Origin of the sequence: Micromonospora echinospora (genome assembly GCF_900091495.1) — a bacterium.
GTDB lineage: Bacteria > Actinomycetota > Actinomycetes > Mycobacteriales > Micromonosporaceae > Micromonospora > Micromonospora echinospora.
The window spans coordinates 4,391,293-4,403,708 of sequence record NZ_LT607413.1; the positions used below are offsets into that span (position 1 = coordinate 4,391,293).

Annotated in this window: 14 protein-coding genes and 1 tRNA gene; 9 read left to right on the plus strand and 6 right to left on the minus strand. The window is 72.1% G+C overall.

What is annotated here, in order from left to right; translation table 11 throughout:
• Positions 1 to 27: 27 nt before the first annotated feature.
• Positions 28 to 159, minus strand: a tRNA-OTHER gene (locus GA0070618_RS33560).
• A gap of 187 nt (positions 160 to 346) precedes the next feature.
• Here GA0070618_RS33560 and GA0070618_RS19795 point away from each other — a divergent pair.
• Positions 347 to 661, plus strand: a complete 315-nt coding sequence (locus GA0070618_RS19795; RefSeq protein WP_143740299.1) for a hypothetical protein — start codon at positions 347 to 349, stop codon at positions 659 to 661.
• Positions 662 to 733: 72 nt separating this feature from the next.
• Here the strand turns inward: GA0070618_RS19795 and GA0070618_RS34745 are convergent, their stop codons facing one another.
• Positions 734 to 922, minus strand: coding sequence for a hypothetical protein (locus GA0070618_RS34745; protein ID WP_088982964.1), 189 nt, complete (start codon positions 920 to 922; stop codon positions 734 to 736).
• 307 nt (positions 923 to 1,229) lie between these two features.
• Between GA0070618_RS34745 and GA0070618_RS19805 the strand changes: the two genes are divergently transcribed.
• The 5 genes from GA0070618_RS19805 (at position 1,230) to GA0070618_RS19825 (ending at position 4,972) form a co-directional block, all read left to right on the plus strand.
• Positions 1,230 to 1,664 carry a hypothetical protein gene (locus GA0070618_RS19805; RefSeq protein WP_143740298.1) on the plus strand — a complete coding sequence of 145 codons (435 nt, stop codon included), beginning with the start codon at positions 1,230 to 1,232 and terminating at the stop codon, positions 1,662 to 1,664.
• 197 nt (positions 1,665 to 1,861) lie between these two features.
• Positions 1,862 to 2,683, plus strand: coding sequence for a TerC family protein (locus GA0070618_RS19810; protein ID WP_088982966.1), 822 nt, complete (start codon positions 1,862 to 1,864; stop codon positions 2,681 to 2,683).
• A 2-nt stretch (positions 2,684 to 2,685) separates the two neighbouring features.
• Entirely contained in the window at positions 2,686 to 3,228 is a 543-nt protein-coding gene (locus tag GA0070618_RS19815; protein WP_088982967.1) for a dihydrofolate reductase family protein, read from the plus strand.
• A gap of 198 nt (positions 3,229 to 3,426) precedes the next feature.
• A complete protein-coding gene (locus GA0070618_RS19820) occupies positions 3,427 to 4,227 on the plus strand; it encodes a lipase family alpha/beta hydrolase (protein WP_088982968.1) in 801 nt (266 codons plus the stop codon).
• Between the two features lie 193 nt (positions 4,228 to 4,420).
• Positions 4,421 to 4,972, plus strand: coding sequence for a hypothetical protein (locus GA0070618_RS19825; protein WP_088982969.1), 552 nt, complete (start codon positions 4,421 to 4,423; stop codon positions 4,970 to 4,972).
• 72 nt (positions 4,973 to 5,044) lie between these two features.
• On the opposite strand, the gene GA0070618_RS19830 is transcribed toward GA0070618_RS19825, so the two are convergent.
• The 3 genes from GA0070618_RS19830 to GA0070618_RS19840 all read right to left on the minus strand — a co-directional run bounded on the left by GA0070618_RS19830 (position 5,045) and on the right by GA0070618_RS19840 (position 7,941).
• Positions 5,045 to 5,917, minus strand: a complete 873-nt coding sequence (locus tag GA0070618_RS19830) for an aldo/keto reductase (protein ID WP_088982970.1) — start codon at positions 5,915 to 5,917, stop codon at positions 5,045 to 5,047.
• Positions 5,918 to 6,086: 169 nt separating this feature from the next.
• Entirely contained in the window at positions 6,087 to 7,679 is a 1,593-nt protein-coding gene (locus GA0070618_RS19835; protein ID WP_088982971.1) for a GMC family oxidoreductase, read from the minus strand.
• A gap of 73 nt (positions 7,680 to 7,752) precedes the next feature.
• Positions 7,753 to 7,941, minus strand: a complete 189-nt coding sequence (locus GA0070618_RS19840) for a hypothetical protein (RefSeq protein WP_088982972.1) — start codon at positions 7,939 to 7,941, stop codon at positions 7,753 to 7,755.
• Positions 7,942 to 8,001: 60 nt separating this feature from the next.
• Here GA0070618_RS19840 and pyk point away from each other — a divergent pair, with 60 nt between their 5' ends.
• The 3 genes from pyk to GA0070618_RS19855 are packed head-to-tail and all read left to right on the plus strand — an operon-like array spanning position 8,002 to position 10,844.
• Entirely contained in the window at positions 8,002 to 9,450 is a 1,449-nt protein-coding gene (gene pyk / locus GA0070618_RS19845; protein WP_088982973.1) for a pyruvate kinase, read from the plus strand.
• A complete protein-coding gene (locus GA0070618_RS19850) occupies positions 9,447 to 10,325 on the plus strand; it encodes an acyl-CoA thioesterase (RefSeq protein ID WP_088982974.1) in 879 nt (292 codons plus the stop codon). The genes pyk and GA0070618_RS19850 overlap by 4 nt, the downstream gene beginning before the upstream one ends.
• Before the next feature lie 51 nt (positions 10,326 to 10,376).
• Entirely contained in the window at positions 10,377 to 10,844 is a 468-nt protein-coding gene (locus GA0070618_RS19855; protein WP_088982975.1) for an RrF2 family transcriptional regulator, read from the plus strand.
• A 48-nt stretch (positions 10,845 to 10,892) separates the two neighbouring features.
• On the opposite strand, the gene GA0070618_RS19860 is transcribed toward GA0070618_RS19855, so the two are convergent.
• The gene (locus GA0070618_RS19860) at positions 10,893 to 12,341 is read right to left on the minus strand and encodes a pyridoxal-dependent decarboxylase (RefSeq protein ID WP_231931379.1); all 1,449 of its coding nucleotides are present in this window, start codon (positions 12,339 to 12,341) and stop codon (positions 10,893 to 10,895) included.
• Positions 12,342 to 12,416: the final 75 nt, after the last annotated feature.

The window sequence follows — 12,416 nt, forward strand, 5'->3', positions numbered from 1 at the left end:
TCCGGCCGTTGCCCCGCAGCGGCAGAGTGGGTCGCCGGGGACTCGAACCCCGAACCTTCCGATCCAACAAGGAGAAGAAGGAAGCGCCTCCATGACCGCAGGAGCGGAGAACGGACGCGCTACTCAGTCGGATGCTCTATCCAGTTGAGCTAACGACCCAGGTGTCGATCATTGCACCGGTCGTGTCGGCCTGGCTATCGCGTTATCGCCGCCCGGGGACATCCGCCGCCCGACTGCTGGCCGTACGGGGGCAGGCGGACGAGCTGCTCGCCGAGGTCGGAGACAGCCGCGGGCGGTGGCTGAGGCACAATTCACGCCGAGCTGAAACAGTCGAGAAAGGACAGTTGTGAGAAACGGTCTCCTGCGCGTACTGATGGTGATGAGCCTGGTGCTCGCCAGTGGCGCGGCGGTCGCCTCGCCCGCGTCGGCCAGCGAGGACCCCACCGGCGTCATCTGCGTCCTCAACCAGAACACGTGGCTGCGCGCCTCGGAGCACGGCACCGTGCTGCGTACGCTGACCGCCGGACGCGGGTTCCGGTCGCACGGCATCGGCAGCGACACCGGCTCGGGCGTCATGTGGATCTACGGGCACGGGGCCGAAGCACCCTGGCAGGACGGCTGGGTTCCCCAGAGCAACCTTTCCGGTTGCTACCAACCGTAGGACGCCGAGCAACGGACCGGTCAGGGGTCGACGAGGACGAGCCAGTCCTCGTCGACCCGGCGGGCGGTTGCGTCACCTGATCGGCGAGCCGCCGTCCACCGGGATGGTGTGGCCGTGGATGAAGGACGCGTCGTCGCTCGCGGCGTTTGCCAGGGAGAGGTCGGAGACGACGACCTTCGCCCCCTCCCAGGCGAGCTCCACGCACATGGATCGACCGAGGCCGGAACCCACCTGCTCGGGGCGGTATCCACCTCCCGTCACCAGTGCGACCTTGTCCTTCAGTCCGCGTACACCCGTTCCCCACTGTCTCGGTGGAGGAACTGTTCCGAACCGACCAGCACGAAACGTTTCGGCTGGTCAGGGCCGTTCCGTCGAAGCCGTCTCTGCACGGTAACCGCTCACGCCGTCCGGGATGGCCGGATGGTCCGTCCGCACGTCCTTCGGGTGCCACGCAGACCGCCGGCGACCCCGTGCCGTCGGTCGGGTGACGCCCGATTGTCAATCTGGACAGCTACCGTTCGGAGGGGACGGTAACTGTCCAAGATTGACGGTGGGAGCGGAGGCGGGCGTGGGTGGATCCGGTGGTGGGGGGCGGTCCGGCGGGGAGTTGGACGGGTTCCGGATCGGCCACGTGCCGGCCGGGACCGGTGACCTGGTGTCGGACTTCGCCACCGAGTGGGACGACGTCCGGTTCGCCTCCCGGGTGTGGGAACGGGAGACCGCCGAGGGTGCCCGGGTCGACCTGCGGGTGCACATCCTGCGCGCCGACCGGCTCGCGACCCTCACCGACCTGCGTGACTTCCTCGCCGAATACCACGAGCGCGACCCCGCCGACGGGACGTTCACCGAGTTCCGCCACGGTGACCTGCCCGGCCTGGTCGGCGCGACGGAGGCGTTCTGGCTGGTCACGCCCGGGATCGCGGTCGACGTCCTGCTCGACGCGACGGTCGGCGGCCAGCCGGAGCTGCTGGCCGTCGCCACGGGGGTCGATCCGCTCGCCTGACGGTGGACCGGCGGGTGGCGCCGCCGGGGGTGGCGCTGCCGTCCGTCGTCGCCTGGCCGGTTGGCGGTGATCCACTCGGGGTACAGGGGGCCGGCACGGTGTCGGGCCGCGCCGTGCAGACGCGGCCCGACACCGCATGACAGGATCCGCCTGGACCGGGCGGACGACCCGGCGGTGATCAGGAAGTCGAGGGTGAGATGGAGTTTCTGGCCAGCCCCGAGCTGTGGATCGCGTTCGCGACCCTGCTCCTGCTGGAGATCGTGCTCGGTATCGACAACGTGGTGTTCATTTCGATCCTGTCCGGCCGGCTGCCCGAGCACCAGCAGGCCCGGGCGCGGACCATCGGTCTCTCCCTGGCGTTGATCACCCGACTCATCCTGTTGGCCTCGTTGTCCTGGGTGATCGGCCTGACCGCTCCGCTGTTCACCGTCCTCGGACAGGAGATATCCGGACGGGACCTGATCCTGCTGGTCGGTGGTCTGTTCCTGCTCGGCAAGGCGACGTACGAGATCCACGAGCACCTAGAGGGCGCCGACCACGCCCGGTCGGGCAAGGCCGCCTCGTTCGGCGCGGTCATCGCGCAGATCCTCGTCCTGGACATCGTCTTCTCGCTCGACTCGGTGATCACCGCGGTCGGCATGGTCGACGAGCTGATCGTCATGGTGGCGGCGGTGATCATCGCGATGATCATCATGCTGGTCTCGGCCGGCGCGGTCAGCAACTTCGTGAACCGGCACCCGACGGTCAAGATGCTGGCCCTGTCGTTCCTGCTGCTGATCGGGGCCAGCCTGATCGCCGAGGGCTTCGACCAGCACATCCCGAAGGGCTACGTGTACGGCCCGATCGCCTTCTCGATCTTCGTGGAGTTCCTCAACCTGCGGGTCCGGTCCAAGCAGAAGCGCGAGGAGGCGAAGCCCGTGCACCTGCACCCGACGTACGTCAAGAACGGGCAGGCCGCCGCCACCCCGACGGCGGTCCCGCAGGCCCGTACGGCGACCGACCCGGCTCCGAAGGGCTGACAGTGGCGAAACTGCTGTACTCCGCGTCGACGTCGACGGACGGGTTCATCGCCGGGGTGGGCGGCGACATGTCCTGGCTGACCCCGTACCTCGGTCCGAACCCGACGATGGACGACGTCGCCGCGCGCACCGGCGCGCTGCTCGTCGGCCGGCGGACCTTCGGCGGCGACGACCCGTACCGCGATCTGCCGGGGGAGGGGGAGGCGTTCGGCGGCGGCTGGGAAGGGCCGCAGTTCGTGCTCACCCACCGCCCGCCGGCCGACCCGGTGCCCGGCGTCACCTTCGTCTCCGACCTGGCGACGGCCGTCGCGCGGGCGCGGGAGGCGGCCGGCGACGGGTACGTCAACGTCCTCGGCGCGGACGTCGCCCGGCAGTGCCTCGCCGCCGGCCTGCTGGACGAGGTGCTGGTCTCCGTCGCGCCGGTGCTGCTCGGCGACGGGGTGCGGCTGTTCGACCATCCGGGCGGCTCGACCGTCCGGCTCGAACCGGTCGGCGTCACCCAGGCGCCGCCGGTCACCAACATCTGGCTGCGCGTGGTGCGCTGAGCGTCGGCGGTACGAAAGGGGTCGCCCCGGATCGGGGCGGCCCCTTCGTGCTGTCCGGACACCACGCCACTCATTACTCGCCCGTAACTTTTCATTGACGTTTCCAAATTCATCCGGGCATCATGTGTCCACGATCGATCGGACGTCCCCCGCCAGCCTCCCGCCACCACCGGGACCACCCCCACGGAGGGCGCAGCCATGCTGCTCCGAAAGATCCTCGTCACCGCCACGGCCACCGCCGCGTTCCTGCTGCCGGCCACCGCCGCCACCGCCGCCCCGACACCCGTCCCCGACGGAGCCGCCAGCACGACGCCCGCGTCGACCGGGGTCGGCGCGTCCGCCACCAACCCGGTGATCGTCGTCGGCGGCCTCTCCGGGGTCGCCATCGCGTACGAGCCGCTCGCCGCCCGGCTGCGCGGCGACGGGCACCGGGTCTCGATCTACCAGCTCCCCGGCCTCGGCCTCGGGGACATCGCCGCGTCCGCCCGCTCCTTCAGCGGGTACGTCGCCCAGGTGCGCGCCGCCACCGGCGCGGCCCGGGTCGACCTGGTCGCCCACTCCGAGGGCGGCCTGGTCTCCCGCTACTACCTGAAGTACCTGGGCGGCACCGGCTCGGTCGGCCGGCTGGTCACCCTGGGCAGCCCGCACTACGGCACCTACGTCGCCGACATCGCGAAGTTCCTCGGGCTCGGCGACTGTATCGGGATCGTCGCCTGCCAGCAGATGACCATCGGCTCGGCGTTCCTCAACGACCTCAACGCCGGGGACGACACGCCGGGCGCGGTCCGCTACACCACCGTCCGGACCCTCCAGGACGAGCTGGTCCGTCCCACCCAGAACGCGACCCTCGCCGACGGGGCCACCAACGTGCTGGTCCAGACCCCCTGCCCGCTGCGGATCGTCGGGCATCTCGGGCTGGTGCTCGACGGCACCACGTACACCGTCATCCAGGACGCGCTCGCCGACCGGGCGATCACCCCGAACTGCTTCGCGGTCTGACCCCACGCGCCACCGACCGGTACCGGCGGAAGCACGAAGCCCGGTGCCGGCCGGCGCGGTCACCCGTCGGCCCGGTCGCGTCGGCGGGTGTCACATCGCTGTCAGAGTCACTCCGGCCAATAGAGCAATTTCTATGCTCGTGGTGGTTCCCGGCGCGGTTGCCAGCGCCGGCTGTCCGTCCTGGAGGTGTGCCGTGCCCCCCAACCACGTCCTGCCCACGTTTCGCCACCGCCACCGCCGTCGTTCGTCGACCCTGGTCCTGCTGTTCGGGCTGCTGCTCGGGCTGGCCGCCCCTGCGGCGGTGACGACCCCCGCGTCGGCGGGTCCGGTCATCCAGCGGGACTCCAACTGCTGGTCCAGCGGGTGGAGCGTGCCGCCGGGCGTCACCAACCCGGTCGCCCTGACCTACTCGTGGATCGGTAGCCGCTCCAACGGTGGCTACACCTACCGGTACTGGATCGTGGAGGAGCCGGGCCCGTACTACCGGAGCAGCTACGTCGCCAAGTGCAGCGGCGACCTCCTGGTCTCCACCTCGTCGCTCACGCCGACCAGCGGGTTCGGCACGCCGTTCTGCACCAGCGCCGGGGACATCTACCCGCCGCAGGCGGCTTACGCCGACCGCTACGTGGGGCAGCGCATCGCCTGGCAGCGGCCGTACCTCGGGAAGATCACCTTCCGGTTCTGGCACCGGGAGTGGCTCGGCCTGTCCTGGTACTACGACTCCAGTTCCGTGGTGCAGTGCTGACCCTGACCTGTCATGGTGTGGCCCCGGTCGCGGACGGCCCGCCCGGCCGGGGCCACACCGTCAGCCGGCACGTCAGGCGGCGCGACTGAGCGCCTCGAACTCGTCGTCGGTCAGGGTCACCTCGGCGGCGGCCACGTTCTCCTCCAGGTGCGCCACCGAGGACGTACCCGGGATGGGAAGCATGACCGGCGACCGGCGCAGCAGCCAGGCCAGCGCGAGCTGCGCGGGCGTCGCGTGGTGGTCGGTGGCGACCGTGTCCAGCGGACCGCCAGGGCGGGCCAGGGCGCCGGTGGCGATCGGGAACCACGGGATGAACGCCAGGTCGTGCCGCTCGCAGTGCTCCAGCACCGGCTCGGCCCGCCGGTCGGCCAGGTTGAACAGGTTCTGCACGGACACGATCGGCACGATCTCCCGGGCCTGCTCGATCTGCTCCACCGACACCTCGGAGAGCCCGATGTGCCGGATCTTGCCCTCCTGCCTCAGCAGCGCCAGCTCGCCGAGCTGGTCGGCGAGCGGCACCTGCGGGTCGATGCGGTGCAGCTGGTAGAGGTCGATGGTCTCCAGGCCCAGGTGCCGCAGGCTCAGCTCGCACTGCTGGCGCAGGTACTCCGGTCGGCCCACCGGCCGCCAGTCGTCCGGGCCGGAGCGGGTCAGTCCGGCCTTGGTGGCGATCACCAGGTCGTCGCGGTACGGGTGCAGCGCCTCGCGGATCAGCAGCTCGCTCACGAACGGCCCGTACGAGTCGGCGGTGTCGATGAAGGTGACGCCGAGCTCCACCGCCCGGCGCAGCACCCGGAGCGCCTCGGCCGGGTCCTTCGGGTCACCCCACACCCCCGGGCCGGTGAGCTGCATCGCCCCGTACCCGAGCCGGTCGACGGGCAGGTCCCCGCCGATCCGGTACCGCCCCGACGCCTTCGCCGGCTGACCACCCGTTCCGACTGTCATGATCCGGATCCTCCCGTACCTCGTCGTCCACCGGCGGTCGGCTCCGCCGTTCATGTCCTCCGTCGGTCTTACCCGACGCGCCGTCCCCGACGCGCGCGGCGGATGTGAGGTGATCGCCATCCGGCTGGCGTGGTCGGGGTGGTCGGCGCTACTAGCGGGATGCTCGATCTCAGACGCGGGTGCCCAGGATCACGTCGGCGGCGCGCCAGGCCAGCGCGGCCACCGGGCCGTTGATCCAGGCCGACACCAGCACCGGCAGCACCGAGGCGTCCACCACCCGCAGCCCGTCCACCCCGCGCACCCGCAGGTCCGGGTCGACCACGTCGGCGTCGTCCGGGCCCATCGCGCAGGTGCCGACGGCGTGGTAGCCGCAGTAGCCGCGCGCCAGCGCCGCGTCGAGGATCTCCCGCTCGCCCCGGACGGCCGGGCCGGGCAGCGTCTCGGTCACGATCCGCCGGGCGATCGGCCCGGTCGCGAAGAACTCCCGCATCCGGCGGAACGTCGCCACCGCCACCGACCGGTCGTACGGGTCGGTGAGGTAGCGCATGACGATCCGGGGCGGGGTCGCCGGTGCCGGACCGGTGATCTCCAGGCTGCCCTCGCTCTCCGGCCGGGTCACCCCGCCGAGGCACATCAGCCCGGCCTCCCGTTCCAGTTCCAGCGCCCGGCCCGGCCGGGGCGGGGCGGCCGAGAACGGGGCCATCAGCAGGTGCGCGTCCGGCCGGGCCTCCCCGGGCGTCGAGCGCAGGCAGGCGGCCACGTCGTGCACCGGCAGGGCGAGCGGTCCCCGCTTGGCGACCAGCCAGCGCATCGCCGCCAGCGACTGCCCGAGGACGTTGTTGAGGAGGGGGTTGTACCCGATCTGGCCGGCCAGCCGGTACTGGAGGGCCATCATCCGGTGCTCCCGCATCCCCTGACCCACCCGGGGCCGGTCGGCCAGCACCGTCACCCCGGCGGCCCGCAGCGTGTCCGCCGGCCCGATCCCGGAGAGCTGGAGCAGCTGCGGGCTGGCGATCGCGCCGGCCGCGAGGATCACCTCGGCGCGGGCGTACAGGTCGACGCTGCGCCCGGCCCGGTGCACCCGCACCCCGACCGCCCGGCCCGCCGTCACCAGCACCCGCTGGGTCACCGTGCGTACCAGCACGGTCAGGTTCGGCCGGTCGCGCACCGGGTGCAGGAAGGCGTGGGCGGCGCTGACCCGCTGGCCGTCCCGGATGGTCGCCGTGGTGTAGCCGATCCGTTCGTCGTCGCCGTCGTTGAGGTCGTCGGTGCGGCGCAGCCCCTGCCGGACCCCGGCGTCGATCATCTCCTCGCAGAGTTCGTTCGTGCCGACCGCCGTGGAGAGACGCAGCGGGCCGTCCACGCCGGCATCCGCCGCGCGGTAGGGGCTGTCCTCGATCCGCTGGAACACCGGGCGCATCGCGTCCCAGCCCCAGCCGGGATTGCCCCGGTCGGCCAGCGCGTCCCAGTCGGCCGGGGCGCCCCGGCCGTAGATCATGCCGTTGATCGAGCTGGAGCCGCCGACCAGCCGTCCCCGCTGCCACACCTCGCGCCCGCCGGGGGTGGTGGCGGGGTAGTGCCAGGCCGTGCTCCGGTCGTCCATGAGCTTCGAGAAGCCCTTCGGGATGCGGACGAAGAGGCTGCTGTCCCAGCCGCCGGCCTCGACCACCAGCACCCGGGTCGCCGGGTCCGCGCTGAGCCGGTGCGCCAGCACGCAGCCCGCCGTGCCCGCGCCGACCACGATGTAGTCGAACTCTTCCACACTGGACCCCCGGTCGGCGATCGATGGATCAGACCGTAGCCGGTCGGTCACTCACCCGGCGGCGGGGGGTCGGTCACCGTCCGTCGTCGGTCCGGTCGTGGACGACGATCCGGACACCGATCCCGCCGGGCCGAGGGACGATCCAGCGAAGCGCGACGGCGAGGAGTACGATTCCGGGCGCGCGGTCGCCGATGCCCGCCACCTCAACGTCCCGGTGCGGCGTCGCCCGCCGGCCATACGCGCCCCGCGCGTCGTTGGACAACTGTTCCGCATTCTGCAAGAGGGTCGGCACCCAGCCCGGCCCGGGGGAGAGACTAGCCTGATGGGCGTGACACGCCGCGCGAAGATCGTCTGTACTCTCGGTCCCGCCACCTCCTCGCCGGAACGCATCCGCGGGCTGGTCGAGGCGGGCATGAACGTGGCGAGGCTGAACTTCAGCCACGGCAGCCACGCCGACCACGAGGCCGTCTACCGGCTGGTCCGCGAGGCCGCCGAGGCGTCGGGCCGTCCGGTCGCCGTCTTGGCCGACCTCCAGGGCCCGAAGATCCGCCTCGGCCGGTTCGCCGACGGGCCGCACGAGTGGCGTACCGGCGACTCGGTGGTGATCACCAGTGACGAGATCCTCGGCACCAAGGACCGCGTCTCCTGCACCTACCGCAAGCTGCCGCAGGAGGTGAAGCCGGGCGACCGCCTGCTGATCGACGACGGCCGGGTCGCCGTCGAGGTCACCGACGTCACCGGCAACGACATTCGCTGCCTGGTCACCGAGGGCGGTCCGGTCTCCAACAACAAGGGTGTCTCGCTGCCGAACGTGGCGGTCAGCGTGCCGGCCATGTCGGACAAGGACGCCGAGGACCTGCGCTTCGCGCTCGGCCTCGGGGTCGACCTGGTCGCGCTCTCCTTCGTCCGTTCCGCCGAGGACATCAAGCTCGTCCACTCGATCATGAGTGAGGTCGGGGTACACCGGCCGGTGCTGGCCAAGGTCGAGAAGCCCGAGGCGGTCGACCACCTCGAGGCGATCGTGCTGGCCTTCGACGGTGTCATGGTCGCCCGGGGCGACCTCGGCGTCGAGCTGCCGCTGGACCAGGTTCCGCTGGTGCAGAAGCGTGCGGTGCAGCTCTGCCGGGAGAACGCCAAGCCGGTCATCGTGGCCACCCAGATGCTCGACTCGATGATCGAGAACTCCCGGCCGACCCGGGCCGAGGCCTCCGACGTCGCCAACGCCGTGCTCGACGGCGCGGACGCGGTGATGCTCTCCGGCGAGACCAGCGTCGGCAAGTACCCGGTACTGACCGTCAGCACCATGGCGAAGATCGTCACCACCACCGAGGCCGGCTCGTTCGCCGTGCCCCGCCTCCAGCACGACCCCCGTACCCACGGCGGCGCGCTGACCTCGGCGGCGTCGTCGATCGCCCGGGCCATCGGCGCGAAGGCGCTGGTCGCGTTCTCGCAGACCGGTGACACCGTGAAGCGCCTCTCCCGGCTGCACTGCGACCTGCCGCTGCTGGCGTTCACCCCGGTCCCCGAGGTCTACCGGCAGCTCGCCCTCTCCTGGGGCGTGCAGACCTTCCTGATGCCGTTCGTGGAGCACACCGACGACATGTTCCGCCAGGTCGACCAGGCGCTGCTCGGCCTCAACCGGGCCAACCCGGGCGACTACGTAGTGATCGTCGCCGGCAGCCCGCCCGGCACCCCCGGTTCCACCAACACCCTGCGGGTGCACCAGCTCGGCTCGCTCGTGGACGCGGCCTCGGCGCGGGCCCTGCAGTGACCGACGTCCTGACCGGCCAGGCCGCCGTCGACCAGCTGCTGGAGGTCCTCGACCTCGCGCCGACCGGCGCGACGACCTTCCGGGGGATCAGCCCCCCGGTCGGTCCGCAGCGGGTGTACGGCGGCCAGGTCGCCGGTCAGGCTCTGGTGGCCGCCGGCCGTACGGTCGACCCGGAGCGGTTCGTGCACTCGTTGCACGGATACTTCGTCCGCCCCGGTGACCCGAGCGAGCCGATCGACTACGAGGTGGAGAACGTCCGGGACGGGCGTTCCTTCTCGGTCCGCCGGTCGGTGGCCTACCAGCACGAGAAGCCGATCTTCTTCATGTCGGCCTCGTTCCAGCGCTACGAGGAGGGGCTGGACCACCAGGCCCCCACCCCGCCGGACGTGCCCGGCCCGGACGGCGTCCCCACCATGACCGACCGGCTCGCCCGCTACCCCGAGCGGCTCGGCATCTGGGCGATGATCCCCCGTCCGATCGACGTGCGCTACGTCGGCGAGCCCGGCTGGGTGCGCCCCGGCGACCGTCCTGCGGACCCGCACCAGCGGGTCTGGATGCGTATCGACGGCAAGCTCCCCGACGACCCGTTGCTGCACGCCTGCGCCCTGACGTACGCCTCCGACCTGACCCTGCTCGACTCGGTGCTGTCGGTGCACGGTGAGGTCTGGGGGCCCGGCGGCGTGGTCGGGGCCAGCCTCGACCACGCGCTCTGGTTCCACCGCCCATTCCGGGCCGACGAGTGGTTCCTCTACGACTGCTGGAGCCCGTCGGCCTCCGGCGGCCGGGGACTGGCCACCGGTCGGATGTTCACCACCGACGGCCGGCACATCGCCAGCGCGGTGCAGGAGGGACTGCTGCGCCGGGTGGAGGGATGACGCGCCGGGGCGACCGGCCAGCCGTTCCGACTGGCCGGTAACCTGTCCGACATGCGTCTCTCCGCCCGGGTCGACTACGCGTTGCGCGCGACCGCCGAACTCGCGTCGGTCGCCGGTGACGGACCCGGACGGACCCGCCCGGTCACCGCCGAGCAGATCGCCCGGGCGCAGGACATCCCGCCGAAGTTCCTGGAGAGCATCCTGCTGCAACTGCGCCGGGGCGGCGTCGTGCACGCCCAGCGTGGCCCGGAGGGCGGCTACTGGCTGGCCCGGCCGGCGGCCGAGATCTCCCTCGCCGAGGTGATCCGGGTGATCGACGGCCCGCTGGCGCACGTCCGGGGGCAGCGCCCGGAGCAGGTCGGGTACCACGGGGCGGCGCGGTCGTTGCAGGAGGTGTGGATCGCCCTGCGCGCCAGCGAGCGGGAGATCCTCGAACTGGTCACCATCGCCGACGTGGCCACCGGGACCCTGCCCGAGCGGATCAACCAGCTCGCCGCCGACCCCAGAGCCTGGAGCTGACCCGCGCCCCGCGCCGTCACCGCCCCGCGCCCTCACCGCCCCGCGCCCTCACCGCGCCGGAGTCTCCTCGGCGAGCAGACTGTCCGCCGTGGCACGGAGCAGTTCCCAGGCCTCGTCGACGTGCTCCTCGCGGGTCTGCGGGGAGCCGACCGCCAGGCGTAGCGTGTACCGGCCCCCGACCCGGGTGTGCGTCAGGTACACCCGGCCGGTGGCGTTGACCCGCTCCAGCAGCGCGGCGTTCGGCTCGTCCGCGCCCCGGAGCCGGAAGCAGACCAGCGAGAACGGGTGCGGCGCAGTCAGCTCGAACCGGTCGTCGGCGCGGACCCGGTCGGCGAAGCGGGCGGCCAACGCCACCCCGGAGCGGATGTGCGCCCGCAGTCCCTCGACGCCGTACCAGCGGAGCACGAACCAGAGCTTCAACGCCCGGAACCGGCGGCCCAGCGGCACCTGCCAGTCCCGGTAGTCGATCACCGCCCCGGACTCGGTGGCGGCGTTGCGCAGGTACTCCGGCAGCACGGTCAGCGCCTCGACCAGTTCCGCCGCGTCGGCCACCCAGAACGCGTCACAGTCGAAGCCGGTGAGCAGCCACTTGTGCGGGTCGAAACAGTACGAGTCGGCGTACTCCAGGCCCGCGTGCGACCAGCGCAGCTCCGGGCAGACCGCCGCCGCGCCCGCGTACGCCGCGTCGACGTGCAGCCAGACGCCGTACTCGGCGCAGATCGCGCCGATCTCCGGCAGCGGGTCGACGGCGGCGGTGGAGGTGGTCCCGATCGTCGCCACCACGATCGCCGGCACCGCACCGGCGGCCAGGTCGGCCTCGAACGCCGCGCGCAACGCCTCCGGGCGCATGGCCTGAGTCTCCGGGTCCGCCTCGATCGGACGCACCCCCTCGTCGCCCAGACCGGCGATCCGGGCCGCCTTCTCGATGGAGGAGTGCCCCTGGGTGGAGGTGTACGCGCGGTAGCGGCGGTCGACGCCGACGGCCCGCCACCGGCCCCGGCCGGCCCGGTGCAGCGCCGCCAGGGTGGCGACCAGGGTCGCCGACGAGGCCGAGTCCTGGATCACCCCGCCGCCCGGACCGGACGAGTGGAACCGCTCCGGCAGGCCGAGCAGCCCGGCCAGCCAGTCGAGCATCCGCGTCTCCAGCTCGGTGCAGGCCGGTCCGGTGGCCCAGAGCATGCCCTGCACGCCGAGCCCCGAGCTGACCAGGTCGCCCAGCACGCTCGGGCCGCTGGTGTTCGCGGGGAAGTACGCGAAGAACCCGGGATGCTGCCAGTGGGTGAGGTTCGGGGCGACCACCGTGTCGAGGTCGGCGAGCACCGCCTCGATCGGCTCCCCGACGGTCGGCGGACCGGCGGGCAGCGCGGCGGTGACCGTCCCCGGAGGGTCCTGCGAGGTCACCGGGCGCGCGTCGAGCGTCGACCAGTAGTCGGCGATCCAGTCCACCACCGCGTGACCGGCGCGGCGGAACTCCTCGGGATCCATGTGAGCTGCCACGCGACGAGTCGACCAACAATCCGTACGCCAGGCAAGGGTGTGTGACCTGTCCCAACGGCAGGCACCGGGCCACAG

Bases quoted from the DNA above. Each gene is read 5' to 3' on its own strand.
- GA0070618_RS19810 (WP_088982966.1), top strand. From the start codon at position 1,862: ATGGAGTTTCTGGCCAGCCCCGAGCTGTGGATCGCGTTCGCGACCCTG.
- GA0070618_RS19830 (WP_088982970.1), bottom strand. From the start codon at position 5,917: ATGACAGTCGGAACGGGTGGTCAGCCGGCGAAGGCGTCGGGGCGGTAC.
- GA0070618_RS19855 (WP_088982975.1), top strand. From the start codon at position 10,377: ATGCGTCTCTCCGCCCGGGTCGACTACGCGTTGCGCGCGACCGCCGAA.
- GA0070618_RS19820 (WP_088982968.1), top strand. From the start codon at position 3,427: ATGCTGCTCCGAAAGATCCTCGTCACCGCCACGGCCACCGCCGCGTTC.
- pyk (WP_088982973.1), top strand. From the start codon at position 8,002: ATGGGCGTGACACGCCGCGCGAAGATCGTCTGTACTCTCGGTCCCGCC.